Below are 24,418 nucleotides of genomic sequence, written 5' to 3'. Positions count from 1 at the left end.
CATGACCGCCGCCCTCGCCGCCGACCCCGGCTCCCCGGAGGCGGCGGACACGGCGGCGGTCAAGGAGACCCCCCCGGGCAGCAGCCCCTGGCAGCTCGCCCGGCGGGAACTCCGCCGCCGCCCCGCCGTCCGCGTCAGCCTCTGCGTCGTCCTCCTCTTCGTCCTGATGGCCGTCACCGCCCCCTGGCTGGGCGCCCTCGGCGGCTGGTCCCCGGACGAGTTCGACAAGTCCGCCATCGACCCCTACCTCGGCGGCCAGCCGCTCGGCTCCTTCGGCGGGATCAGCCCCGAGCACTGGCTCGGCGTGGAACCCGTCACCGGCCGCGACCTGTTCGCCCGCGTCGTCCACGGTGCCCAGGTCTCGCTGCTCATCGCCTTCGCCGCCACCGCGATCGTGGTCGTGACGGGCACCGCCGCCGGAATCGCCGCCGGCTACTTCGGCGGCCGCACCGACGCCGTCCTGTCCCGCCTGATGGACCTGACGATGTCCTTCCCGTCCCTCATCTTCATGATCGCGATGCTGTCGGTGGCCAAGGACGTCAACCGCATCGTCCTGATGACCGTGGTCATCGGCGTCTTCGGCTGGCCCGGCGTCGCCCGCGTCGTCCGCGGCCAGGCCCTCTCGCTCAAACACCGCGAGTACGTGGACGCCGCCCGCGTCGGCGGGGCGAGCTCCTGGCGGATCCTGACCCGCGACATCCTCCCGGGGGTCTCCGGCCCCGTCATCGCCTACACCACCCTGCTCATCCCCGGCATGATCAGCACCGAGGCCGCGCTCAGCTACCTCGGCGTGGGCGTCCGCCCGCCCACCCCCTCCTGGGGCCAGATGATCGCCGAGTCGGTGGCCTTCTACGAGACCGACCCCATGTACTTCGTCATCCCGAGCCTCTTCCTCTTCCTCGCGGTCCTCGCCTTCACCCTGCTCGGCGACGCCCTGCGCGACATCCTCGACCCGAGGGGCGGCCGCACGTGATCCTCTACCTCGCGCGCCGGCTGCTCGCCCTCGCCGGCGTCCTCCTGGCCATCGCCGCCGTCACCTTCCTCATCTTCTACGTGCTCCCCTCCGACCCGGCCGCGGCCGCCTGCGGCAAGACCTGCAGCGCCGAGCGACTGGCCGACGTACGCGCGTACCTCGGCCTCGACCAGCCGCTGTGGCGGCAGTTCGGCGACTTCCTCACCGGGATCTTCACCGGACGCACCCTCGGCACCGGCCAGTACGCCGTGCAGTGCGACTTCCCCTGCCTGGGCTACTCCTACGAGAACTCCCTGCCCGTGTGGGACCTGCTCATGGACCGGCTCCCGGTCTCCGCCTCCCTCGCCGTCGGCGCCGCAGCCCTCTGGCTCGTCCTCGGGCTGGGTGCGGGAGTCACCGCCGCCCTGCGCAAGGACACGGCCACGGACAAGGTCCTCATGGTCGGCGCGGTCGCCGCCGCCTCCCTGCCCGTGTACTTCACCTCCGTGATGCTCATCTACGGAGTCATCCGGATCGCCAGGCTCCTGCCCTACCCCACCTACCAGGCCTTCACCGACAACCCCCTGGCCTGGGCGAGCAACCTGCTCCTGCCCTGGACCGCGCTCGCCCTGCTCTACGCCGCCATGTACGCCCGCCAGAGCCGCGGTTCGATGATCGAGGCGATGGCCGAGCCGTACATCCGCACCGCCCGCGCCAAGGGCATGCCCGAGCGCACCGTCGTGGTCAAACACGGACTGCGCTCCGGGATGACCCCGATCCTCACCATCTTCGGCATGGACCTCGGCGGCCTGCTCGCCGGAGCCGTCATCACCGAGTCCATCTTCGGACTCCCGGGCATCGGGCGGCTGTTCTACGGGGCCCTGGTCAGCTCGGACCAGCCCGTGGTGCTCGGGGTCACCCTGCTGGCCGCCTTCTTCATCGTCGTCGCGAACCTCGCCGTCGACGTCCTGTACGCCGTCATCGACCCGAGGGTGAGGTACTGATGGCTCCTCCTCCCGAAGCCGCGGCCCCCGCGGCCCCGCTGCTCCAAGTCCGCGACCTGCAGGTCACGTTCACCACCCCGCGCGGCACCGTACGCGCCGTCGACTCCCTCGGCTTCACCGTCGAGGCCGGCCGCACGCTCGGCATCGTCGGCGAGTCCGGCTCGGGCAAGTCCGTCACCTCCCTCGCCGTCATGGGCCTGCACCGGGGCGCCGAGATCGGCGGCTCCATCGCCCTCGACGGACAGGAGCTGACCACCAAGTCCGAGAAGGAGCTCTCCAAGCTGCGCGGCCGCAAGATGGCCATGATCTTCCAGGACCCGCTGTCCAGCCTGCACCCCTACTACACGGTCGGCGAGCAGATCGCCGAGCACTTCCGGGTCCACTTCCGGGCCGGCCGGGCCGCCGCGAAACGGCGCGCCGTCGACATGCTCGGCGAGGTCGGCATCCCCGAACCCGCCCGCCGGGCGGGGGAGTACCCGCACCAGTTCTCCGGCGGCATGCGCCAGCGCGCGATGATCGCCATGGCACTGGCCTGCGAACCCGACCTGCTCATCGCCGACGAGCCCACCACCGCCCTCGACGTCACCGTGCAGGCACAGATCCTGGAGCTGATCGCCGGGCTCCAGCAGGAGCGCGGACTCGGCGTCGTCATGATCACCCACGATCTGGGCGTGGTCGCCCGGGTCGCCCACGAGGTACTCGTCATGTACGGCGGCCGGGCCGCCGAACAGGCCCCGGTGGACGACCTGTTCACCGAACCAGCGCACCCGTACACCCGGGGGCTCCTCGACTCCCTGCCCCGGCTGGACGACGCCGACGACGAGCCGCTGCGGGCCATCCCCGGCTCCCCGCCCTCCCTCCTCGCCCCGGCCCCGGGGTGCGCCTTCGCCCCGCGCTGCCCCGTGGCCGCCGCGGCCGACGACGGGGAACGGGAGCGCTGCGCCACGGTGCGGCCCGAACTCCGGCCGTACGGCGAGGCCGGCCGCGAGGCGGCCTGCCACTTCGCCGGCGCCGTCCGGGAGGTGACCCGATGACCACGGCGAACCAGACGGGCCCCCGCACCGACCGGGTCCCGCCGGCCCGCGGCGAGGCCCCGCCCCCGCTGCTGCGCGTCCGCGACCTCACGATGTCCTTCCCCGGCAAACGGACCGCGACCGGGCGCCGGGGGGCTCCCGTGCGTGCCGTCGACGGAGTCTCCTTCGACCTGGAGGCGGGCCGGACCCTGGGCCTCGTAGGGGAATCGGGCTGCGGCAAGTCCACCACCGGGCGGATGCTGGTCCGGCTGCTGGAACCGACCTCCGGAAGCGTCGAGTTCGACGGCAAGGACATCAGCCGGCTCTCCCAGAGCGCCCTGCGCCCCCTGCGCCGGAACCTCCAGATGGTCTTCCAGGACCCGCACTCCTCCCTCAACCCCCGCCAGACGGTGGCCCGGATCATCTCCGACCCGCTGCTGGTCCAGGGTTCGAGCGCGGCGGACGCCCGCCGCCGGGCCGCCGAGCTGATGGAGCTCGTCGGACTGATCCCGGAGCACATCGACCGCTACCCGCACGAGTTCTCCGGCGGCCAGGCGCAGCGCATCGGCATCGCCCGGTCGCTCGCCACCAGCCCCCGGCTGATCATCGCCGACGAACCGGTCTCGGCGCTCGACGTCTCCGTCCAGGCACAGATCGTCAACCTGATGGAGCGGCTGCGCGCCGAACTGGGCCTGGCCTACGTGTTCATCGCGCACGACCTCTCGGTCGTCAAACGGGTCAGCGACCGGGTCGCCGTCATGTACCTCGGCCGGATCGTGGAAATGGGCGACAAGAAGTCGCTCTACGAGAACCCCCAGCACCCGTACACCAGGGCGCTGTTGTCCGCCGTACCGCTGCCCGACCCGGCGGCGGAGCGGCGGCGCGAGCGGATCGTGCTGCTCGGCGACCCGCCGAGTCCGGCCGCCCCGCCCCCCGGCTGCACCTTCCACCCCAGGTGCCCCGTGGCGCAGGAGATCTGCCGCACCGAACGGCCGCTGCTGCGGACGGTCGCCTCCCGTGAGGTGGCCTGCCACCTGGCGTAGCCGCGGGCGCCCGGGTGACCGGCGGGGAACCCGGGCGACGGGGAGGGCCCCGGAGCGATGATCTCGCTCCGGGGCCCTTCCGCGTCTCAGACCAGGCCGAGCTCCCTGCGGAAGAACTCCAGCTCCAGCGCCATGATCTTCTCCCGCGCCCCGCCCGGGGTCATGTGCGTGACGCCCGGCAGCGCGAGGAGCTGGTGCGGGCGCCCCGCGTCGGTCAGGGCCTGCGAGAGCCGCAGGGTGTGCGAGGGGTGGACGTTGTCGTCGGCCAACCCGGTGACCAGCAGCAGCGGCCGGCGCAGCCCCGCCGCGTCGGCGAGCAGGCTGTCCCGCTCGTACACCTCCGGGTGCTCCTGGGGCAGACCCAGGTACCGCTCCGTGTACGCCGTGTCGTACTGCCGGAAGTCGGTCGGCGCCGCCCCGGCCGCCGCCGCGTGGAAGACGTCCGGGCGGCGCAGCACCGCCATCGCGGAGAGGTACCCGCCGTACGACCAGCCGCGGATGCCGACCCGGGCGAGGTCGAGGTCGGCGTGGCGCGCCCCGAGCGCCCGCAGGGCGGCGACCTGGTCCTCCAGGGTGACCTCGGAGAAGCCCCGGTACATGGCGTGGGTGAACCGCGGGGAGACGTGCGCGGTGCCGCGGTTGTCGACGGTGACCACGGCGAAGCCCTGGTCGGCCCACCACTGCCGGTGCTGCCAGCGGCGCGGCTCGGCGCTGACGTCCTGCATGCCGGGGCCGCCGTAGCTGTCCATCAGGACGGGCAGCCGGGTGCCGGGGACGTGCCCGCGCGGCAGCACCAGGGCGGTGGGCACCCCGTGCTCGGTGACCCGCTCCAGCACCGGGACCACCCGGTACGGCAGCGGCTGCGACAGGTCCGCGGGAGCGAACTCCCGCCCGTCGGCGGTCCGCAGGACCCGGCGGATCCCGTCGGCGTCGGCGGAGGTCAGCAGCAGCGCCCCGGCGCCGGCCTGGACGGAGTGCACCCCGGGCCCGTCCGCGAGCGGGGTCAGCCCGCCCGTGTCCGGATCCAGCAGGAGCACCTGCTGCTCGGCGGGGTCGCGCCGCCCGGCCTCGATCAGCAGGCGGCTCCCGTGGGTGCCGGCCACCTTGCGGACCTGGAGCCCGTCCCCGGTGAGGAGGACGCCGTCCAGCGCGAGGGCGCGGGAGACCCCGCCGGGGGTGTCGGCCGAGGTGAGCATCCGGCCGTCGGCGAGGCGCGCCGGGGTGCCGGGGAGCATCGGGTCCACCCACTGGGGGTGCGTGGTGCGCGACAGCTCCCGGGTCCGCCCGGTGTCCGGGTCGGCGGAGAGCAGCAGGACGTTCTGCTGGAGCCGGTCCTGCACGGTGAGCAGGATCTCGGAGTCGCTCTCCCATGCCGCGTCGGAGACGTACGGATGGGTCTCGTTGTCCCAGTCGAGCCGCACGGCGGCGTCCGGGCCGCCCGGTCCGAGCACCCAGAACCGCACGTCGGCGTTGGGGCCGCCCGCCTCGGGGTACGCGAAGTCCTCGGCCGGCAGCTCCGGGTGCGCCGGGTCGGCGAACCAGCGCCGCTGGAGGGCGGATTCGTCGACCCGGGCGGCGAGCAGCCGTTCCCCGTCGGGGGACCACCAGTGCCCCCGGTGCCGGTCGAGCTCCTCGGCGGCGGCGAACTCCGCGACGCCCCAGCGGGCTCCGTCGTCGGGGCTGACCCGGCCGCCGGGGACGGTGTGGAGGGCGTCGCCGGTGACGTAGGCGATGCGCGAGGCGTCGGGGCTCGGGCGCGGATCGAAGACGGGCCCGGCGGTGGGGAGCTCCTTGGGCTGCGCGGGCTGTCCGGCGTCGGCCGCGAGGGTGACCTCGTACAGGCGCCCGTAGAGCGCGAACACCGCGGTGCGCCCGTCGCCGGAGAGCGCGTACGAGCCGATCCCGGCGGCGACGAGCCGCGAGCGTTCGCGCAGCCGGCGCTCGACGACGGGCAGCGGCGCGGGTTCGGGGGACAGTTCGCGGGGGTCGGCGAGCCGGGTTTCGGCGCCGGTGGCGGTGTCCAGGACCCAGAGGCCGTCGAAGGGATCGGTGGGGCCGGTGGAGCGGAGGAACCAGAGGAGCCGGCCTTCGTCCCCGAAGGAGAAGGCGCGCGGGGCGCCGTAGGTGAACCGGGCGGTGCTCGCGGAGAGCCTGAGGAAGTCATCCATGCGATCCATGGAATCAGTGTGTCATGTGAAATACCACATAACATATGCCACATAGCCTAGGCCGTTCGAGTGGTGACACCCCTGGTACAGGTTTAGCGTCGAAAAAGTGGACCCGAACGCTACGCCGAGCAGTACCAGCACCGGGACCGACGGCAAGGTCCAAGGCAACGGCGGAGGTCACGGACTCGCTCTGCTCGTGATCGCGTCGTGCCAGCTCATGGTTGTTCTCGACATCACCATCGTGAACATCGCGCTGCCGCACATCCAGACCGCCCTCAACTTCTCCACCGAGAGTCTGTCCTGGGTCGTCAACGCCTACACCCTCACCTTCGGCGGCCTGCTGCTCCTCGGAGGCCGTGCCGGCGACATCCTCGGCCGGCGGCGCGTCTTCATCTTCGGCGTCCTGCTCTTCGGCCTGGCCTCCCTGCTGGGCGGATTCGCCCAGAACGCCGGCCAGTTGATGGCGGCCCGCGCCCTCCAGGGCGTCGGCGGCGCCATCGCCTCGCCGACCGCCCTCGCGCTGATCACCACCACCTTCCGCGAAGGCCCCGAGCGCAACCGGGCCTTCGGCGTGTTCGCCGGCGTCTCGGCCGGCGGCGGCGCGATCGGCCTGCTGGCCGGCGGCGTGCTCGTGGAGTGGCTGAACTGGCGCTGGGTGCTCTTCGTCAACGTCCCGATCGCCCTGCTGATCGCCCTCGTCACCCCGAAGGTGATCCGCGAGTCCACACGCCACCCGGGACACTTCGACTTCGCCGGCGCCCTGCTCTCCACCCTCGGCATGGTGGCCCTGGTCTACGGCTTCATCCGCGCCTCCCAGGACGGCTGGCGGGACGGGCTGACGCTCGGCTCCTTCGCGGCGGCCGTGGTCCTGCTGACGCTCTTCATCGTCAACGAACGGCGCTCGCCCCAGCCCATCACCCCGCTGCACATGTTCCTCGACCGCAACCGGGCCGGCACGTACGCGATCATGCTCTTCTTCGCCTGCGCGATCTTCGGCATGTTCTTCTTCCTGACCCTGTTCGTGCAGAACGTGCTGGGCTTCAGCCCGCTGGGCGCCGGACTCGCCTTCCTGCCGGTCAGCGCGATGGTCGCGGTGACGGCCGGGATCACCTCCCAGGGGCTGCCGAAGTACGGGCCCAAACCGTTCATGGTGGCCGGATCCCTGCTCTCGGCCGCCGGCCTGGCCTGGCTCACGCAGACCGACATCCACTCGACGTACCTGGGCAGCATCCTGGGCCCGATGCTGCTGTTCGCCGCCGGCATGGGCATGCAGTTCGTGTCCCTGACCCTGATGGCCCTCTCGAACGTCCCCGACCGGGAATCGGGCGCGGCCTCCGGACTGCTGAACGCGATGCAGCAGGTGGGCGGTTCGCTGGGCCTGTCCATCCTGGTCACCGTGTTCGGCACGGCCAGCCGCAACGAGGCCAGGGACCAGCTGGGCTCCTTCCTGCGCACGGCCACACCCGAACAGAAACTCTTCTTCGCCAAGACCAAGCAGTACCCGAAGCCCTGGAGCGACCAGGTCCTCACCTCGGGCGTCAGCGCCGCGTTCGTGGCGGCGGCCGTGTTCACCCTGGTCACGGCGCTGATCGCACTCTTCGTCATCCAGGTGCGGCCCTCGGACCTCGCCCGCCTCCAGGGCAACCACACACCAGCGCCGGGGGCCTGACCCTCAGGCCGCCGGGGGCCTGACCCTCAGGACCCCAAGCGACGGATCCGGCAGCGTGCCGGACTGGTGGTGCGCAGGGTGATCCCGGCGACGACGGAGATCTCGGTGTCCACCGCCTCGAACTCGTAGGCCCGCAGCAGCATCGCCAGCGCGATCACCGACTCCAGCATCGAGAAGTGCTGTCCGATGCAGGCGCGCGGGCCGCCGCCGAAGGGCAGCCAGGCGTAACGCGGCCGGGCCGCCTCGGCCTCCGGGGTGAACCGGTCGGGGTCGAAACGCTCCGGGTCCGGCCAGTAGTCGGGGTGGCGGTGGGTCACCCAGGGCGCGACGATCACATCGGCGCCGGCCGGGATGGTGTGCCCGTCGACCTCGGCCGCGGCGACCGAGCGGCGGCCGAGGACCGGGGCCGCCGGGTAGAGCCGCATGGCCTCCTTGAGCACCTGCGTCAGGTACGGGAGCCGGTCGAGGTCGGCGGCCCCGGGCGTACGGTCGCCCAGGACCGCGGCGATCTCGGCGCGGGCCCGGTCCTGGAACTCGGGATGGCGGCCCAGCAGGTGGAGCGAGAAGGCGAGCGAGGTGGCGGTCGTCTCGTGCCCGGCGAGCAGGAAGATCAGGACCTGTTCGCGCAGCTCGGTGGCGTCGAACTCCCCGTCGTCCGCGCTGGTCGCGGCGGCGAGCAGCGACAGCAGGTCCTCGCCGTCCCCCTCACCCGCCCCTTCACCCGCACCGCGGCGCTCGGCGATGATCCCGTCGCACACCGCGTACAGCTCGTCCATCGCGGTGGCCGCCCGCTTGTTGCCCGGAGTGGGCCAGTCGCGGGGGACGTTGACGGGGGAGTAGCCGCGGCGCATCACATAGGCGGTGATGACCGGAAAGCACCGGTCCACGACATCGGCGGTGGCGTCCACGTCGGTGCCGAAGAGGATCCGGGCGACGGCGCGCAGCGCCAGGGTCATCATCTCGTCGGCGACGTCGACGACCCCGTCCGGGGCCGCCTCCCAGGCGGCGAGGGTGGAAGCGGTCTCGGTCGCCACGGCCTCCGCGTACCCGTCGACCCGGCGCTTGGTGAACAGCGGCTGGACCAGCCGCCGCTGGCGCAGGTAGTCCTCGTCCTGGCTGGTGAGCAGGCCGTTGCCGAAGGCGTTGCGGACCTCCTGGTACAGGGCGTTGTCCTTGCGGAAGTTGGCCGCCTGCGAGGCCAGTACCTGCTGCGCGCCCTCCGCCGAGAACACGCAGTGCAGCTCGGTGCGCAGCCCCGGCGGACCGGCCGTGATCCGGACGATGTCGCCGTGCCGGTGCTGCGCCCGCTGATACGTGGCGAGGGCGTCCGACCTCAGGTCGGCGAGCGACCCGAGCAGGGGGGCGCCCTCCAGCCGGGGAATCCCCGTACCGACGCTGGTCCCTGTCCGCGATTCTTGCGCTGCTGCCATGTTTCCGCCCTCAGAACTGTGCCGACAAGGCGATTCTGAGGGCGATCACCCACCGGAGGCGAGGGCTGCCGGGGCATCAGGCCGAATATCGCCGCAGCGCCCGGAGCCTCTTCTCCCCGGCCCTCCCTCTCCTACCTGTCGCAGGCGATGCCGTCGTTGTCCCGGTCGAGGTGCTTGCCGTAGCCGGGCTGGCCGCGCCGGATCGGGGCGGCGCCGGCGGCCTTCGCCTCGGTGCAGTTCTTGTAGGAGACGTCCTTGGGAGCGGGGGCCGGGGTCGGGGAGGACGCCGGCGGCTTCGCCTTGCCCGTCGCGCCGGGGGCCGGGGTCTTGGTGGAGCCCGGGGTCTTGGTGGGAGTCGGGGTGCTGACGGGCCGCAGGGCGGCTCCGGCCTGCTCGGGGCACGGGGTGCCCGGGTGGGTGAGCGAGATCTCGGCAGCGGTGTCGGGCGCCAACGGGGCCCCGGCCGCCGGGGTCTGGAAGCAGACCAGCCACATCGTGTGGAGCTTGGACAGCTCGACGTCGGAGTAGGCGCTGCGGACCTCGACCGGCTTGGTGGACAGCTTCTTGACGAGGAGCTGGGCCTCGAAGGAGTTCTTGCCGACGAGATTGGGCATCGCGGGGCCCGAGGAGGACGCGCCCGGCGCGGGCGTCGAGCCGGGCTTGTCGGAACCCGCAGCGGCCGTGCCCCCGCAGCCGGCCAGGGACAGGACGACCGCGCCCCGCCATCGCCGTCATGGCGACACCCCTGCGTCCACGGTGCGTGTTTGTTTTTTGTTTCGCTGGAACATATGACCGTTGCTTTGATCATCAAGTGATCTCAGCCATCCCGGCGTTTCCGCCGGGATGGTCCGTAACGCTGTCACCAGAGCGTGAGTTGCATCCTGGTGGCTTGTTGACGGTCTCCCGTTTCCTTCCCAGCCTGGGGGTTGGGGATTGTGCCACCTGCCCGCCCCGGCCCGGCCTTGCGGCGCGGGCGGGTGGTGCGGGTCTTGCGGTCGGCTCCACGGGGTTTCGACTCCGCCTTGGCGGGTCCAGGTCTCCGGCCACTCCGGTACCTGTCGTACGGGTCGCGAGGGCGACCAGGTTGTGTCCCGCGTTCGCGTCCCGGTCAAGGACGAGGCCGCAGTTGTCACACTCGAAGACACGAACGCTGAGGGGCAGCTTGGCTTTCACCACACCGCAACGTGAGCAGGTCTTCGACGAGGGATACCAGCGGTCGGCGACGACGAGTCGCGTGCCGTGCCGACGGGTTTTATAGGTGAGCTGGCGTCGAATCTCGCCGAACGCGGCATCCGCAACGCGGCGGGACAGACGGCGGTTGCGGCCCATACCGGCGACGTTGAGGTCTTCGACGACGATCGTGCCGTACTCGGAGGCGAGGCGGGCCGTCATCTTGTGGAGGGTGTCCTCGCGGAGATTCGCGACCCGGTGATGGATCTTGTTCCGAGCTTGGTTGGCCTTCTCCCAGCGCTTCGACGCCTGCTGCCCGGTCTGCCGGTCGGGGCCCTGACGACGGGAGACGATCCGGCTGGCGCGGCACAGCTTTTTCTGTGCGCGGTCGAGGTGGCGTGGGTTGGGTTCCTCGCTGAGAACGCCATCACTGTCCGCGAGGACGGCCAGCGCTTTGATGCCGAGGTCGATACCGACCGCCGCGTCCGGACGGGCCACTTTCACCAGCTGGTGCTTCTGCTCGACCTGGAGGGACACAAACCAGCGACCCCGGTCCAGGCATGCGGTCGCGGACAGGACCCGCATGTTCCCCGCCTCGATGAGGGCTCGCAGGTCAGCTCGGTTCTCGTGGATGCGGACGGTGCCGATTCTGGGCAGGGTGACGTGCCTGCCGTCAGGCTCGATGCGGATCGTGCCCGTGGTGAACCGGCAGGTCAGGCGTGCTTTCCGTTTCAACTTGAAGCGGGGGATACCCATCTTCGGGCCTTTGCGCTTGCCGCACTTCGACTTCGCGTAGTTGTCGAACGCCGCCGAAGCGTTGGCCAGGCCCGTGTTGTACGCCTCTTTGGAGTTCTCCTCCCACCAGTCGGCGAAATGCGGGTTGGTGTGTTTGTCCTCGTTGAACGCCTTCCGCAGCGAGGGCAGCGACCACGACCGCCACTCGGTGAGCTGGTCCTCGGGGATGCCGTACGACTGCTCGGCCTTGCGCTGCCACCACACCGCGGTGATGTACGCGACCGCCCAGTTGTACGTGGTCCGCGCCGCACCTCCGTGCGAGTGCAGATGGCGGTTGGTCGTGGCGTTCGGGTCCAGCGCGAGCTTGTGCGCAAGGACGGCGAACCCCGGCCGCGGCTTGAACTTCTTCATCCGGCCGTCTCCGGGCCGGTGGCGGCGGCAATGGCCAGGGCCGCGCGATTCCTCGCGGAGCGGCGGCCGTACAAGCGTGCGCACATCGAGGTCAGGACCTCGGTGATATCCCGTACGAGGTCGTCGGCGCTCTCTGCCGGGTCAAGGACGACCAGGCGTCGCCCCGAGGCCGTGAGGGCGGCTTCGAGGTACTCGATGCCGAACCGGGCGAGGCGGTCGCGGTGCTCGATCACGATCGTGCCCACACCCGGGTCGGCGAGCAGCCCGCGAAGTTTGCGGCGGCGCCCGTTCATCCCGGAGCCGACCTCCGTCACCACGTCAGCGACCGCGAGGCCCTGGGATGTTGCACCCTGTACGGTCCGGGCGACCTGGCGCTCCAAGTCCGCTTTCTGGTCACCGGACGAGACGCGGCAGTAAGCCACGACCCGCCCAGCGACCCGCGGGGCGGGCTCGGTCACGAGCCATGTACCCGACGGCGTCTGGACGACCGGGACCGGCATCCGGCCTTCTTTCGCCCAACGCGGTCTGGTAATGCACGCCGTTGCGCACTGCCCACTCGGAAAGCTTCACGACACCAGGCTATTCACTGAGGATATTAAATATCCACTGAAAGAAATAGGAACTGCTGTTCAGTCCCCCATGGCCGTTGTCGAGGCGAACCGACGCAGAATGCGTTGATCAACGCCGCGTGTACGCCGAACCGGGAACCAGGGCCCGGGGGTCCGTCCCGGGGCGGTCCCGGGCAGGTCCCGAAGCGGATTGCGGGTGCGCGGGACCGGTGCCCGGCGAAGGATCGTTACTCCATCAACTCGATGCAATATCAAGGCAGTCGACGCGATCGACGACACGCTCACCATCGAGTGAGGATGCCCGTGCGGGCACCGCGAGGGCGCGAGGGTGGGTGGATGATCATCTCTGCCCTGCGCCGTCGGGCCGCCGTGCTCGCGACCGCCCTCGCCGCCGCCCTGCTGCCCCCGGCCTCCGCGTCCGCGTCCGCGCCCGCCTCCGCGCCCGCCGCCACACCCGGATCGCTCCACGCGGCCGCTCCCGCGAACTCCTGTCCCCGGGTCCGGGACCACCTCTTCGCCGCCGCCGACGAGCGCGTGGAGGTGGAGCGCATCACCCCCTCGCCGTCCTGGCGGATCAACTGCAAGCAGCTCTACCGCTCGGACGGCCGCCCGCCGTCGGTGGTCTTCGAGGAGGGCTTCCTGCCCAAGGACACCCTCAACGGCCAGTACGACATCGAGAGTTACGTCCTGATCAACCAGCCCTCCCCGTATGTCTCCACCACTTACAACCACGATCTGTACAAGTCCTGGAAGAGCGGCTGGAACTACTACATCGACGCCCCGGGCGGGGTCGACGTCAACCAGACCATCGGCGACACCCACAAGTACGCCTCCCAGGTCGAGGTGGCCTTCCCGGGTGGCATCGAGCGCTCGTTCATCGTCGCCGTCTGCCGGGTCGACACGGTGAAGAAGATCGAGATCATGAACGAGTGCCAGGACAACCCGCACTACGAGCCCTGGCGCACCAACTACCCGGGCTGACCTGCGGCATTGTCGGAACCCTGTCCTCCGGCCCGCCGCGCCTGAGAGCATCCCGCACATGAAGCCCATCAGGCGCGCCGCCGCCACAGCCCTGCTCCTGTCCGTGGCCGCCCTGGGCCTCGCGCTGCCCACGGCGGGCGCGGCCCTGGCGGGCAACTGCCCGAATTGCATCGACGACAGCTCCGTCACCGCCGAACTGGGCCCGGCCTGGGCAGGCCAGGCCGTACTGGCGGGCCGCTGCAGCCCGTGCCGGCCGTACGACGCCATCGCCCCGGCCGGCTGGAACGGCGACTACGGCGACGCCTAGTGGCCGGTCCCGCACGCGCGCGCGGCCCCGCCGCTCTCACCGGAGAGCGGCGGGGCCGCGGTCATGTGCGGGGGCGGGGGCGGGGGCGGGCTAAATGTCCCGGAAGATCTCGATCTGTGCGCCCACCGAGTTGAGGCGTTCCGCCAGTTCCTCGTAGCCGCGGTTGATGACGTAGACGTTGCGCAGGACCGAGGTGCCCTCGGCCGCCATCATCGCCAGGAGGACGACCACCGCCGGGCGCAGGGCCGGCGGGCACATCATCTCCGCGGCGCGCCAGCGGGTGGGGCCCTCGACCAGGACGCGGTGGGGGTCCAGGAGCTGGAGGCGGCCGCCGAGGCGGTTGAGGTCCGTGAGGTAGATCGCGCGGTTGTCGTACACCCAGTCGTGGATCAGGGTCTGGCCCTGGGCCACGGCCGCGATGGCGGCGAAGAAGGGGACGTTGTCGATGTTCAGCCCGGGGAAGGGCATCGGGTGGATCTTGTCGATCGGCGCTTCGAGCTTCGACGGGCGGACGGTGAGGTCCACCAGTCGGGTGCGGCCGTTGTCGGCGGTGTACTCGGGCGAGCGGTCGTGGTCGAGGCCCATCTCCTCCAGGACCGCGAGCTCGATCTCCATGAACTCGATCGGGACCCGGCGGATCGTCAGCTCGGATTCCGTGACCACGGCCGCGGCCAGCAGGCTCATCGCCTCGACCGGGTCCTCGGAGGGGGAGTAGTCCACGTCCACGTCGATGTTCGGGATGCCGTGGACCGTCAGGGTCGTGGTGCCGACGCCGTCGACCCGGACGCCGAGCGCCTCCAGGAAGAAGCACAGGTCCTGGACCATGTAGTTGGAGGAGGCGTTGCGGATGACGGTGGTGCCGTCGTGCCGGGCGGCCGCCAGCAGCGCGTTCTCGGTGACGGTGTCCCCGCGCTCGGTCAGCACGATGGGGCGGTCCGGGGAGATCCCGGCCTCGACCTGGGCGTGGTAGATGCCCTCGGTCGCGGTGATGTCCAGGCCGAAGCGGCGCAGGGCGATCATGTGCGGCTCGATGGTGCGGGTGCCGAGGTCGCAGCCGCCCGCGTAGGGCAGCTTGAAGTGGTCCATCCGGTGCAGGAGGGGACCGAGGAACATGATGATGCTGCGGGTGCGGCGGGCCGCGTCCGCGTCCATGGCGTCCATGTCGAGGCGGGCCGGCGGTACGAGTTCCAGGTCGACGCCGTCGTTGATCCAGCGGGTGCGGACGCCGATGGAGTTCAGCACCTCCAGGAGGCGGTAGACCTCCTCGATGCGGGCGACCCGGCGAAGGACCGTACGGCCCTTGTTGAGCAGCGAGGCGCACAGCAGGGCCACGCACGCGTTCTTGCTCGTCTTGACGTCGATGGCGCCGGACAGACGGCGACCGCCGACCACGCGCAGGTGCATCGGACCGGCGTAGCCCAGAGAGACGATTTCGCTGTCGAGGGCTTCCCCGATGCGCGCGATCATCTCAAGGCTGATGTTCTGGTTGCCGCGCTCGATCCGGTTCACGGCGCTCTGGCTGGTGCCGAGGGCGTCCGCGAGCTGACTCTGTGTCCAGCCCCGGTGCTGCCGGGCGTCACGGATGAGCTTGCCGATGCGTACGAGGTAGTCGTCTGCCATGGATGCACCGTATCTCAGATATGAGATGCCGCTCGCGCTGGGTGGGGCAGACGGGTGTCAATGGGGCTTACCGGTCGTCAGCTCCCATAGTGGGGCCGCCGCGTGCGTGGTGCGCGACGAGCCGGCCGAGCAGCCCGACGAGCTGCTCCCGCTCCGCTTCGGACAAAGGGGACAGAAGCTCCTCCTGGGCCGCGGCGAGCAGTTGGTCCAGCTTGCGCAGCCGGCGCCGGCCGGCGGCCGTGAGGGTGATGACGTTGCGCCGCCGGTCGGCGGGGTCGGGGGTCCGCTCGACCAGCTCGCGTTCGGCGAGTTCGTTGATGACGGAGACCAGGTCGCTGCGGTGGATGTCGGTACGGCCGCTCAGGGTCGCCTGGCTCGCGGGTCCGAACTCCTCCAGGGCGACCAGGGTCGCGTAATGCCATCTGCGGGCATCTGCCCCACTCAGTCCCTCGGTGGCGAGGCGGGTGGCGTGGGCCGAGGCCTGTGAGAGCAGCCGGCTGGGCAGTTCGCGCAGTCGCGCCGGGAGGGCGGAGGTGCCCTGGTCCTCTTCCGTGGTCATGTCGGGATCGTACCCCTTGCGTTCGGGGCACTAACGATTTAAGTTCGTTCGTGCCGCGAACGTTAGTGGCCCGAACGACATGAAGCGGATGGTTCCCATGCCCGTCATCGACGTACTCGATTCGACGATGTACTACGAGGAGCAGGGCGCCCCCGAGGGCGTCCCCTTCGTCTTCCTGCACGGCAACCCGACCTCCTCCCACCTGTGGCGCGGAGTACTGCCCCGGATCGGGGGCCGGGGCGGGGGCAGGGGCCGCGTCCTCGCCCCCGACCTCATCGGGATGGGCCGCTCCGGCAAGCCCGGCGGCGCGTACCGCTTCGCCGACCACGCCCGCTACCTCGACGCCTGGTTCGACGCCCTCGGCCTCGACGAGTTCGTCCTCGTCGGCCAGGACTGGGGCGGGGCGCTCGCCTTCGACCTGGCCGCCCGCCGCCCGGAGCGGGTCCGCGGCCTCGCCTTCATGGAGACGATCCTGCGGCCGATGGCCTGGGAGGAGTACCCGCCCGCCGCCCGTGCCCGGTTCGAGGCGATCCGCACCCCGGGCGTGGGGGAGGAGATGATCCTGGAGCGGAACCTCTTCATCGAGGACAGCATCGGCAAGACGGTGCTGAACCCGATGGGCGAGGCCGACCACGCCGTCTACGCCGCCCCCTACCCGACCCCCGAGAGCCGGCTCCCCCTGCTCCGGTGGGCCCGCTCCCTGCCGATCGGCGGCGAACCGGCGGACGTGGTCGCCCGGGTCGAGGAGTACGACGCCTGGCTGGCAGCCAGCCCGCAGGTGCCCAAGCTCCTGCTCCACTTCGACGGCTCGCCCGCCCTCATGGTCGGCCCCGAACTGTTCGCGTGGAGCGAGGAGAACATCTCCGCGCTGGAGAGCGAGTACTGCGGAGCCGCCGCCCACCTCTGCCCGGAGGACCGGCCCCAGGAGATCGCCGCCGCCGTCACGGCCTGGGCCGCGCGCCACGGCCTTGCGGGCTGAGCGGCGGCGGGGCGGCTCCGGGCGGAGCCGGGCGGCGCCCCCTCAGTGCCCGCAGGCGTGGTGCCGGCCCTTGCCGCCACCGCCACCGCCACCGCCGTGGACCGACGCGTACGAGGCCGGGCGCGCGCCCGCCGCCGCGGCGCGGGCCAGCCGGGCCGAAGCCGCCCGGCCCGACGCCGCATCCGCGTCGTGCACCACACGGCCGCCGACCAGGGTCATCCGTACGCCCGTCCCGCTGATGTCGGCCACCGGACAGCGCGTCACGTCGCGGTCCAGAACCACCAGGTCCGCCGCCTTGCCCGGCTCCACGGTGCCGGTCAGCTCCTCCTGGCGGAGCTGCCACGCCGTCCCCGACGTGTGCATCCGCAGCGTGGTGTCCCGGCTCAGCGCCTCCTGCTCCCGGTACAGCTCGCCGGCCCCCTCCGCGCCCTGCCGGTCGATCGCCGTCCGGAGCTGGTTCCACACCTGGAGGGCGTCCACCGGCCAGTCCGAACCGCCCGCCAGCCGCGCGCCCGCCTTCTCCAGGCTGCGCGCCGGGTACAGCCACCGGTGCCGCTCGGGCCCGATGTAGGGGAGCAGCGCGTCCACCGTCCAGGTGTCCCGGGTGGCCCACTGGAGCTGCATGCACGCCGCGACCCCCAGCCGCGCGAAGCGCCGCAGGTCCGCGGGGTCCACGACCTGAAGGTGCGCCACCGCGTTGCGGGCGTCCCGCTGCCCCGTCACCTTGCGGGCGTACTCGTACCCGTCCAGAGCGGTACGAACCGCCCGGTCTCCGAGCCCGTGGGCGTGCATCTGCCAGCCCGCCCGGTTGAAGGCGGCGCTGAGCCGGCCGTAGTCCGCCGCCGAGGTGTAGAGCTCGCCCCGGTTCGCGGTCGGCTTGCCGTTCCCGTCGAGGTAGGGCTCCAGCAGGGCGGCGGTCTGCGCCGGGTACTCGATGACCCCGTCCAGGAACACCTTGATCATCCCGAAGCGGAGCCCGTGCACGCCCTCGAACTCCCGCCGCAGGCCCCGCGCGTAGGCCAGCGAGCCCGCCGGATCCTTGGCCTGGTCCGCGTCCAGCCGGATCGCGGGGACGATCCGCTGCGGCAGCCGGCCCGCCGCGGAGAGGGCCTGGTACAGCTCCAGTTCGTTGCGCCCCACCAGGGCGTCCATCATCGTGGTGATCCCGGACGCGGCCGCCAGCCCCAGCACCTCGGCGCACGCCGCGACCAGTTCGGCGCGGGTGTGCTCGGGTATCAGCTGCCTCACCAGCCCCTGGGCGTCGTCCTTGAGGACGCCCGTCGGCTTCCCGTCCGCGCCCTTGACCACCTTGCCGCCGACCGGGTCGGGCGTGGCCGCCGTGATCCCGGCGATGTCCAGGGCCCGCTGGTTGGCCCAGCAGTTGTGCCCGTCGCCGCCGATCAGGACGATCGGCCGCCGGGTCGGGAGCGCGTCCAGCATCGAGTGGTGCGGAGCGGTGCCCACGGGGAGCAGCCCGACCGGGTTCCAGTCCTCCACCACCAGCCAGCCGTCGGGCTCGGCGCCCGCGCCGCCGGTGTCGGCGAGGAAGCCGGTCAGGATCTCCAGGAGCTCGGCCGGGGTGGTCTCCGCGCTCTCCAGCGACGGGGAGAGCGAGCGTTCGCCGGCCCCGAGCGGGTGGACGTGGCCGTCGTGGATGCCGCTCATCACGGTGTTGCCGCGGGCGTCGACCACCTCGGTGTCCCGGCCGAGGTACCGGCGCAGCGCGGCGTCGGTCCCGGTGGCCAGGATCTTCCCGTCCCGGCCGACCGCGACGGCCTGCACGGGACCCCGGCGGCCGGTCCCGGTGAACACGGAGGCGTTGCGGATCACCAGCGCGGCCGAGTTCCGCCCGCCAACGGAAGGGGCGGAGGCGGCCGCGGCGGGCCCCGCGCCCAGCAGACCGGCCGCGCCCGCGGCACCGGCGGCCGCGAGGAGCCCCCGGCGGGACAGGAGGGAGCCGGGGGACAGCGGGGACCGGGGGGAAGGAGAAGACTGCATGCACACTCCAAACGTTGGCGTGGCCAGGACGCTGTTTGATTAAGGGCTTAACCAGAAGCCGCCTCCGGCGACGAAATCCGTACGATGGCGCCGTGCCCGCCCCCCTTCACGCCTCCGGCCCCGTCCCGATGCCGCCGCCCGCGCCCGTGCCCGGTCCGACCCTCGCCGACATCGCCCGCGCCGCCGAGGTCTCCACCGCGACCGTCTCGCACGCGCTCAACGGCACCGGCCGCCTCGGCGAGTCCACCCGCCGCCGGGTGCGCGAGGTGGCCGGGGCCCTCGGCTACGGAGCCCGGCGCGGACCGCACAACCGCAGCCTGGGCATCGCGGTGACCACGTACGCCGGGTTCGCCTGGGACTTCGCCCGGATCGCCTACTACGCCCGGCTGCTCATCGCCGCCACCTCGGCGGCGCACGCCCACGGCTACGCCCTGACCACGCTGCCCGCCGACCGCGGCGCCGAGCCGCTGTGGCACACCCTGGCGGTGGACGGGATGCTGCTGCTCGACAGTCCGGCCGACGATCCGGTGCTGCGCGCGCTGCGGGCGCGGGGGCTGCCGGTGGTCTTCGACGGGCCCCCGGCCGATCCGCGGCCGGGCGACGTATGGGTGGACAACGACCACACCGCCACCACCCGAGAGGTACTGGACCACCTGGCGGCCTCCGGGGCCCGGCGGATCGCGCTGCACGCGGGCTACGGCCGGGAGTTCTACACCGGGGCCGTCACATCAGCCTATGAACACTGGTGCGCCGAGCGGCACCGCGCTCCGCTCGTGATCCCCTTCGACCCCAATGACGAGGCCGGGCACGCCTTCGACTCTGCCTTCGCGGGGCCGGACCGGCAGGACCGGCCTGACGCCGTCTACTGCATATACGACCCGGGGGGCCGGCAGGTGCTGGCCGCCGCCGCGCGCCACGGGATCGGCATACCCGGCGCCGCAGCGGGCACAGGCGCGGGGGAGAACGGCCTGCTGCTGGTCTGCGCCAGTGAGGACCCGGCGTACGCCGAGAACGAACCGTCCGTGACGACCGTCACCTTCGATCCGGAGCGGATCGCCGAATCGGCGGTTTCGTCCCTGGTCAAGCTCATCGAATCCGGACATGCGGAATCCACTGGGCGGCTGACGGTACCGGCGGGGCTGAGGGTGCGTGCCTCGTCCCGCCCCCCTGGCATGTACTAGAGTTATCTCGACATCGAGATATCTGCCCCGGACGTGCCGCAGCCGCCCCGCTGGTAAGGGTTACCTAACTTAGCCTCACCTTAGCGGAAAGGCCAGAGTGCCTCGCGGCAGGATTGCGGCAATACGCGCGAATTCATGCATGAAGGAGACTGTCGTGTCGGCGAACAGCTTCGACGCCCGCAGCACGCTGCAGGTGGGCGACGAGTCGTACGAGATCTTCAAGCTGGACAAGGTCGAGGGCTCCGCCCGCCTTCCCTACAGCCTGAAGGTCCTGCTGGAGAACCTGCTCCGTACCGAGGACGGCGCGAACATCACCGCCGACCACATCCGGTCGCTCGGAAACTGGGACTCGCAGGCCCAGCCCAGCGAGGAGATCCAGTTCACGCCGGCCCGCGTGATCATGCAGGACTTCACCGGCGTCCCCTGCGTCGTGGACCTCGCCACCATGCGCGAGGCCGTGAAGGCCCTCGGCGGCGACCCGGCGAAGATCAACCCGCTCTCGCCGGCCGAGATGGTCATCGACCACTCGGTCATCGCCGACAAGTTCGGCACGAAGGACGCCTTCGCGCAGAACGTCGAGCTGGAGTACGGCCGCAACAAGGAGCGCTACCAGTTCCTGCGCTGGGGCCAGACCGCTTTCGACGACTTCAAGGTCGTCCCGCCGGGCACCGGCATCGTCCACCAGGTCAACATCGAGCACCTGGCCCGGACCGTCATGGTGCGCAACGGCCAGGCGTACCCCGACACCCTCGTCGGCACCGACTCGCACACCACGATGGTCAACGGCCTGGGCGTACTGGGCTGGGGCGTCGGCGGCATCGAGGCCGAGGCCGCGATGCTCGGCCAGCCGGTCTCCATGCTGATCCCGCGCGTCGTGGGCTTCAAGCTGACCGGCGAGCTGCCGGCCGGCACCACCGCCACCGACCTCGTGCTGACCATCACCGAGATGCTCCGCAAGCACGGCGTCGTCGGCAAGTTCGTCGAGTTCTACGGTGAGGGCGTCGCCGCCACCTCCCTCGCGAACCGCGCCACCATCGGCAACATGTCTCCGGAGTTCGGCTCCACCGCCGCGATCTTCCCGATCGACGAGGAGACGCTGAAGTACCTGCGTCTGACCGGCCGCGACGCCCAGCAGGTCGCGCTCGTCGAGGCCTACGCCAAGGCCCAGGGCCTGTGGCTGGACCCGGCCGCCGAGCCCGACTTCTCCGAGAAGCTGGAGCTCGACCTCTCCACGGTCGTCCCCTCCATCGCCGGCCCGAAGCGCCCGCAGGACCGCATCGTCCTCGCGAACGCCTCGCAGCAGTTCGCACTGGACGTGCGCAACTACGTCGAGGACGACGATGAGGCAGGCAAGGAGTCCTTCCCGGCCTCCGACTCCCCGGCCGCCTCCAACGGCGTGCCGAGCCGCCCGACCCTGGTCACCCTGGCCGACGGCACCTCCTTCGAGATCGACCACGGCGCCGTCACGGTCGCCGCGATCACCTCGTGCACCAACACCTCGAACCCCTACGTCATGGTCGCCGCGGCGCTCGTGGCCAAGAAGGCCACCGAGAAGGGCCTGACCCGCAAGCCGTGGGTCAAGACCACCCTCGCCCCGGGCTCGAAGGTCGTCACCGACTACTTCGACAAGGCCGGCCTGACCCCGTACCTCGACAAGATGGGCTTCAACCTCGTCGGGTACGGCTGCACCACCTGCATCGGCAACTCCGGTCCGCTGGACGAGGAGATCTCGAAGGCGATCAACGAGCACGACCTCGCGGTCACCTCGGTCCTCTCGGGTAACCGCAACTTCGAGGGCCGCATCAACCCCGACGTCAAGATGAACTACCTGGCCTCCCCGCCGCTGGTCGTCGCGTACGCCATCGCGGGCTCCATGAAGGTGGACATCGCCAAGGACGCCATCGGCACCGACACCGAGGGCAACCCGGTCTTCCTGAAGGACATCTGGCCCTCCGAGGCCGAGGTCAACGACGTCGTCGCGAACGCGATCGGCGAAGACATGTTCAACAAGTCCTACCAGGACGTCTTCGCGGGCGACGCGCAGTGGCAGGCGCTGTCGATCCCGACCGGCAACACCTTCGAGTGGGACCCGCAGTCCACCTACGTGCGCAAGCCCCCCTACTTCGAGGGCATGACGATGGAGACCACCCCGGTCTCGGACATCTCGGGCGCCCGTGTCCTGGCGAAGCTGGGCGACTCGGTCACCACCGACCACATCTCCCCGGCCGGCGCGATCAAGGCCGACACCCCGGCCGGCAAGTACCTCACGGAGCACGGCGTCGAGCGCCGCGACTTCAACTCGTACGGTTCCCGCCGCGGCAACCACGAGGTCATGATCCGCGGTACGTTCGCCAACATTCGCCTCCGCAACCAGATCGCGGCGGGCACCGAGGGCGGCTTCACCCGCGACTTCACCGTCGAGGGCGCGCCGGTCTCCTTCATCTACGACGCCTCGCAGAACTACCAGGCCGCCGACATCCCGCTGGTCATCCTGGCGGGCAAGGAGTACGGCTCGGGCTCCTCCCGCGACTGGGCCGCCAAGGGCACCGCCCTGCTCGGCGTCAAGGCCGTCATCGCGGAGTCCTACGAGCGCATCCACCGCTCCAACCTGATCGGCATGGGCGTCCTGCCCCTGCAGTTCCCCGAGGGCGCCACGGCGGCCTCCCTGGGCCTCACCGGCGAGGAGACCTTCTCCTTCACCGGTGTGGAGGAGCTGAACAACGGCACCACCCCGCGCACGGTCAAGGTCGCCACCGACACCGGCGTGGAGTTCGACGCGGTCGTCCGCATCGACACCCCGGGTGAGGCCGACTACTACCGCAACGGCGGCATCATGCAGTACGTGCTCCGCAACCTCATCCGCGGCTAAGCGCAAACCGGCACCAAAGGGCCGTACCTCCGTTAAGGGGGTACGGCCCTTCCGTTTCTGCGGGCGGCTCCGACGGTCCGGCTCAGGTGACGGTGAGGTCTCAACTCGGAAAAGGAGGGGCCCATACCGGTACATGATCTTGCTCACAGGAGCGGAAGTGGACTATACCTGTGCCCGTCCGGCTCACCGCGAAACGAGCGGCTCCGGACGGGGGGACGGCGGGGACCTGCGGTGATGTCCGCTGGGCGGCAGCAGTCGCACTTTCCTTCCTCCTTCACACTCCTGACGAAGGCGAGGACTTGAGCATGGGATCCACCTCCGCCCACGGCGAGAACAGCAACGGTGAGGGCTTCGGCCGCCGGGACCTGATCAAGCGCTCCGCGGCACTCGGCCTGATCGCCGTACCGACGATGAGCTTCCTGTCCGCGTGCGCCTCCGGCTCCGACGAGACGAGCAAGGGCAACGAGTCCAAGGTGGCCGTCACCAAGGAGAACCCGTTCGGCGTCGCCAAGGGCGGCAAGCTCGACGTGGTCGTCTTCAAGGGCGGTTACGGCGACGAGTACGCCAAGGCCTGGGAAGCCGCGTTCGACAAGAAGTGGGGCACCACTTCCTCGCACCTCTCCACCCAGGAGATCACCGCCAAGCTGCAGCCGCGCTTCAACGGCGGCAACCCGCCGGACGTCGTCGACGACTCGGGCGCCCAGCAGATCAAGCTGGACGTGCTCGTGAAGGGCAACCAGCTCGCCGACCTCGCCGTGGTGCTCGACGCCCCGTCGCTCGACGACCCGAGCAAGAAGGTCCGGGACACGCTGATGCCCGGGACCGTCGAAAGCGGCATGGTCGGCGGCAAGTTCGTCGCGCTGCAGTACGTCTACACCGTCTGGGGCCTGTGGTACTCGGGCAAGCTCTTCAAGGAGAAGGGCTGGACCGCGCCGAAGACCTGGGCCGAGTTCATGGACATCTGTCAGAAGGCCAAGGCGGCCGGCATCGGCGGTCTGGCCCACCAGGGCAAGTACCCGTACTACATCAACGTCGCCATCATGGACCTGATCGCCAAGAAGGGCGGCCTGGATGCCATGAAGGCGATCGACAACCTGGAGCCGAACGCCTTCGCGGACAACCCGGTCGCGCTGGAGGCCGTCGAGGCGATCTACGAGCTGGTCGAGAAGGACCTGCTCATGCCGGGCACCAACGGCCTGACGCACACCGAGTCCCAGACCCAGTGGAACCAGTACAAGGCCGCCTTCATCACCTCGGGCTCCTGGCTGGAGAACGAGCAGCTCAAGCAGACCCCGGACGACTTCGACATGCAGTTCCTGCCGATGCCGGTGCTGCCCGACTCGAAGCTGCCCTTCGAGGCCATCCGCGCCGGGGCCGGCGAGCCCTTCATCGTCCCGGAGAAGGCCGCCAACAAGGCCGGCGGCCTGGAGTTCCTCCGCTCGATGCTGTCCCGCGAGTGGTCGACCCTCTTCGCCCAGCAGGCCAACTCCCTCACCGTCCTCAAGGACGGCGTGGACCCGACGGTCAAGCTCCGCCCGGGCACCCAGTCGGCCGTCGCCGCCCTCAAGGGGGCCGGGGACAACACGTTCAACTACCGGTACTCCGACTGGTACAGCGCGATGGGCACCGAGCTGGAGAACGCGTCCAATGAGCTGATGGCCAAGCGCATCCAGCCCAAGGAATGGATCAAGCGGGCCCAGGCTGCGGTAAACAAGGCGACCGAGGACCCGAACGCCAAGAACAACAAGCGCAGCTGACAC

General features: G+C 70.9%; 18 protein-coding genes and 1 pseudogene. 11 read left to right on the top strand and 8 right to left on the bottom strand.

The window, feature by feature from the left end; translation table 11 throughout:
* Position 1 precedes the first annotated feature (1 nt).
* The 4 genes from AC061S_RS25075 to AC061S_RS25060 are packed head-to-tail and all read left to right on the top strand — an operon-like array spanning position 2 to position 4,012.
* Complete coding sequence (locus AC061S_RS25075) at positions 2–973, top strand: ABC transporter permease (RefSeq protein ID WP_478688148.1); 972 nt, start codon at positions 2–4, stop codon at positions 971–973.
* On the top strand, positions 970–1,956 hold the full coding sequence (locus AC061S_RS25070; protein WP_478688147.1) for an ABC transporter permease: 987 nt from the start codon (positions 970–972) through the stop codon (positions 1,954–1,956). Before AC061S_RS25075 ends, AC061S_RS25070 begins: the two co-directional genes overlap by 4 nt.
* Positions 1,956–2,990: an ABC transporter ATP-binding protein gene (locus tag AC061S_RS25065; RefSeq protein ID WP_478688146.1), complete on the top strand. Its 1,035-nt coding sequence runs from the start codon at positions 1,956–1,958 to the stop codon at positions 2,988–2,990. Before AC061S_RS25070 ends, AC061S_RS25065 begins: the two co-directional genes overlap by 1 nt.
* Positions 2,987–4,012 (top strand): ABC transporter ATP-binding protein, encoded by a 1,026-nt coding sequence (locus AC061S_RS25060; RefSeq protein ID WP_478688145.1) that lies wholly within the window; start codon positions 2,987–2,989, stop codon positions 4,010–4,012. Before AC061S_RS25065 ends, AC061S_RS25060 begins: the two co-directional genes overlap by 4 nt.
* An 86-nt stretch (positions 4,013–4,098) precedes the next feature.
* Here the strand turns inward: AC061S_RS25060 and AC061S_RS25055 are convergent, their stop codons facing one another.
* On the bottom strand, positions 4,099–6,189 hold the full coding sequence (locus AC061S_RS25055; protein WP_478688144.1) for a S9 family peptidase: 2,091 nt from the start codon (positions 6,187–6,189) through the stop codon (positions 4,099–4,101).
* 208 nt (positions 6,190–6,397) lie between these two features.
* Between AC061S_RS25055 and AC061S_RS25050 the strand changes: the two genes are divergently transcribed.
* Positions 6,398–7,849, top strand: a complete 1,452-nt coding sequence (locus AC061S_RS25050; RefSeq protein WP_478688156.1) for an MFS transporter — start codon at positions 6,398–6,400, stop codon at positions 7,847–7,849.
* Between the two features lie 26 nt (positions 7,850–7,875).
* Here the strand turns inward: AC061S_RS25050 and AC061S_RS25045 are convergent, their stop codons facing one another.
* The 4 genes and pseudogenes from AC061S_RS25045 to AC061S_RS25030 form a co-directional block, all read right to left on the bottom strand.
* A complete protein-coding gene (locus AC061S_RS25045; protein ID WP_478688143.1) occupies positions 7,876–9,279 on the bottom strand; it encodes a cytochrome P450 in 1,404 nt (467 codons plus the stop codon).
* A 131-nt stretch (positions 9,280–9,410) separates the two neighbouring features.
* Positions 9,411–9,893, bottom strand: a complete 483-nt coding sequence (locus AC061S_RS25040; protein WP_478688142.1) for an excalibur calcium-binding domain-containing protein — start codon at positions 9,891–9,893, stop codon at positions 9,411–9,413.
* 193 nt (positions 9,894–10,086) lie between these two features.
* Positions 10,087–11,595, bottom strand: coding sequence for an IS607 family element RNA-guided endonuclease TnpB (tnpB, locus tag AC061S_RS25035; protein ID WP_478688141.1), 1,509 nt, complete (start codon positions 11,593–11,595; stop codon positions 10,087–10,089).
* A pseudogene (locus AC061S_RS25030) lies at positions 11,592–12,165 on the bottom strand (IS607 family transposase). Before AC061S_RS25030 ends, tnpB begins: the two are co-directional and overlap by 4 nt.
* Positions 12,166–12,500: 335 nt before the next feature.
* On the opposite strand from AC061S_RS25030, the gene AC061S_RS25025 reads away from it, so the two are divergent.
* Together AC061S_RS25025 and AC061S_RS25020 are read left to right on the top strand one after the other, a co-directional pair.
* The gene (locus AC061S_RS25025) at positions 12,501–13,145 is read left to right on the top strand and encodes an ADP-ribosyltransferase (RefSeq protein ID WP_478688140.1); all 645 of its coding nucleotides are present in this window, start codon (positions 12,501–12,503) and stop codon (positions 13,143–13,145) included.
* A 58-nt stretch (positions 13,146–13,203) separates the two neighbouring features.
* Entirely contained in the window at positions 13,204–13,452 is a 249-nt protein-coding gene (locus AC061S_RS25020) for a hypothetical protein (protein ID WP_478688139.1), read from the top strand.
* Between the two features lie 90 nt (positions 13,453–13,542).
* On the opposite strand, the gene AC061S_RS25015 is transcribed toward AC061S_RS25020, so the two are convergent.
* Together AC061S_RS25015 and AC061S_RS25010 are read right to left on the bottom strand one after the other, a co-directional pair.
* Entirely contained in the window at positions 13,543–15,072 is a 1,530-nt protein-coding gene (locus AC061S_RS25015; protein ID WP_422519181.1) for a helix-turn-helix domain-containing protein, read from the bottom strand.
* Between the two features lie 67 nt (positions 15,073–15,139).
* The gene (locus AC061S_RS25010; protein WP_478688138.1) at positions 15,140–15,631 is read right to left on the bottom strand and encodes a MarR family winged helix-turn-helix transcriptional regulator; all 492 of its coding nucleotides are present in this window, start codon (positions 15,629–15,631) and stop codon (positions 15,140–15,142) included.
* 97 nt (positions 15,632–15,728) lie between these two features.
* Here AC061S_RS25010 and AC061S_RS25005 point away from each other — a divergent pair, with 97 nt between their 5' ends.
* A complete protein-coding gene (locus AC061S_RS25005) occupies positions 15,729–16,610 on the top strand; it encodes a haloalkane dehalogenase (RefSeq protein ID WP_478688137.1) in 882 nt (293 codons plus the stop codon).
* A 42-nt stretch (positions 16,611–16,652) separates the two neighbouring features.
* On the opposite strand, the gene AC061S_RS25000 is transcribed toward AC061S_RS25005, so the two are convergent.
* The gene (locus tag AC061S_RS25000) at positions 16,653–18,608 is read right to left on the bottom strand and encodes an amidohydrolase (protein ID WP_478688136.1); all 1,956 of its coding nucleotides are present in this window, start codon (positions 18,606–18,608) and stop codon (positions 16,653–16,655) included.
* A gap of 92 nt (positions 18,609–18,700) precedes the next feature.
* Here AC061S_RS25000 and AC061S_RS24995 point away from each other — a divergent pair, with 92 nt between their 5' ends.
* The 3 genes from AC061S_RS24995 to ngcE all read left to right on the top strand — a co-directional run bounded on the left by AC061S_RS24995 (position 18,701) and on the right by ngcE (position 24,415).
* The gene (locus AC061S_RS24995; protein ID WP_478688135.1) at positions 18,701–19,789 is read left to right on the top strand and encodes a LacI family DNA-binding transcriptional regulator; all 1,089 of its coding nucleotides are present in this window, start codon (positions 18,701–18,703) and stop codon (positions 19,787–19,789) included.
* Between the two features lie 154 nt (positions 19,790–19,943).
* Positions 19,944–22,658: an aconitate hydratase AcnA gene (acnA, locus tag AC061S_RS24990; RefSeq protein ID WP_478688134.1), complete on the top strand. Its 2,715-nt coding sequence runs from the start codon at positions 19,944–19,946 to the stop codon at positions 22,656–22,658.
* Between the two features lie 305 nt (positions 22,659–22,963).
* Positions 22,964–24,415, top strand: coding sequence for an N-acetylglucosamine/diacetylchitobiose ABC transporter substrate-binding protein (gene ngcE / locus AC061S_RS24985; RefSeq protein WP_478688133.1), 1,452 nt, complete (start codon positions 22,964–22,966; stop codon positions 24,413–24,415).
* Positions 24,416–24,418: the final 3 nt, after the last annotated feature.

The sequence above is a fragment of the Streptomyces sp. CA189 genome (genome assembly GCF_056428985.1).
Note: the sequence above shows the minus strand (reverse complement) of the source record. Positions and strands in the feature narration are given on the sequence as shown.

Excerpts from the sequence above, each read along its gene's own strand:
- AC061S_RS25075 (WP_478688148.1), top strand. The coding sequence starts at position 2 with ATGACCGCCGCCCTCGCCGCCGACCCCGGCTCCCCGGAGGCGGCGGAC.
- AC061S_RS25065 (WP_478688146.1), top strand. The coding sequence starts at position 1,956 with ATGGCTCCTCCTCCCGAAGCCGCGGCCCCCGCGGCCCCGCTGCTCCAA.
- AC061S_RS25060 (WP_478688145.1), top strand. The coding sequence starts at position 2,987 with ATGACCACGGCGAACCAGACGGGCCCCCGCACCGACCGGGTCCCGCCG.
- AC061S_RS25055 (WP_478688144.1), bottom strand. The coding sequence starts at position 6,189 with ATGGATCGCATGGATGACTTCCTCAGGCTCTCCGCGAGCACCGCCCGG.
- AC061S_RS25050 (WP_478688156.1), top strand. The coding sequence starts at position 6,398 with ATGGTTGTTCTCGACATCACCATCGTGAACATCGCGCTGCCGCACATC.
- AC061S_RS25045 (WP_478688143.1), bottom strand. The coding sequence starts at position 9,279 with ATGGCAGCAGCGCAAGAATCGCGGACAGGGACCAGCGTCGGTACGGGG.
- AC061S_RS25040 (WP_478688142.1), bottom strand. The coding sequence starts at position 9,893 with ATGCCCAATCTCGTCGGCAAGAACTCCTTCGAGGCCCAGCTCCTCGTC.
- tnpB (WP_478688141.1), bottom strand. The coding sequence starts at position 11,595 with ATGAAGAAGTTCAAGCCGCGGCCGGGGTTCGCCGTCCTTGCGCACAAG.
- AC061S_RS25025 (WP_478688140.1), top strand. The coding sequence starts at position 12,501 with ATGATCATCTCTGCCCTGCGCCGTCGGGCCGCCGTGCTCGCGACCGCC.
- AC061S_RS25020 (WP_478688139.1), top strand. The coding sequence starts at position 13,204 with ATGAAGCCCATCAGGCGCGCCGCCGCCACAGCCCTGCTCCTGTCCGTG.
- AC061S_RS25015 (WP_422519181.1), bottom strand. The coding sequence starts at position 15,072 with ATGGCAGACGACTACCTCGTACGCATCGGCAAGCTCATCCGTGACGCC.
- AC061S_RS25010 (WP_478688138.1), bottom strand. The coding sequence starts at position 15,631 with ATGACCACGGAAGAGGACCAGGGCACCTCCGCCCTCCCGGCGCGACTG.
- AC061S_RS25005 (WP_478688137.1), top strand. The coding sequence starts at position 15,729 with ATGCCCGTCATCGACGTACTCGATTCGACGATGTACTACGAGGAGCAG.
- AC061S_RS25000 (WP_478688136.1), bottom strand. The coding sequence starts at position 18,608 with ATGCAGTCTTCTCCTTCCCCCCGGTCCCCGCTGTCCCCCGGCTCCCTC.
- ngcE (WP_478688133.1), top strand. The coding sequence starts at position 22,964 with ATGGGATCCACCTCCGCCCACGGCGAGAACAGCAACGGTGAGGGCTTC.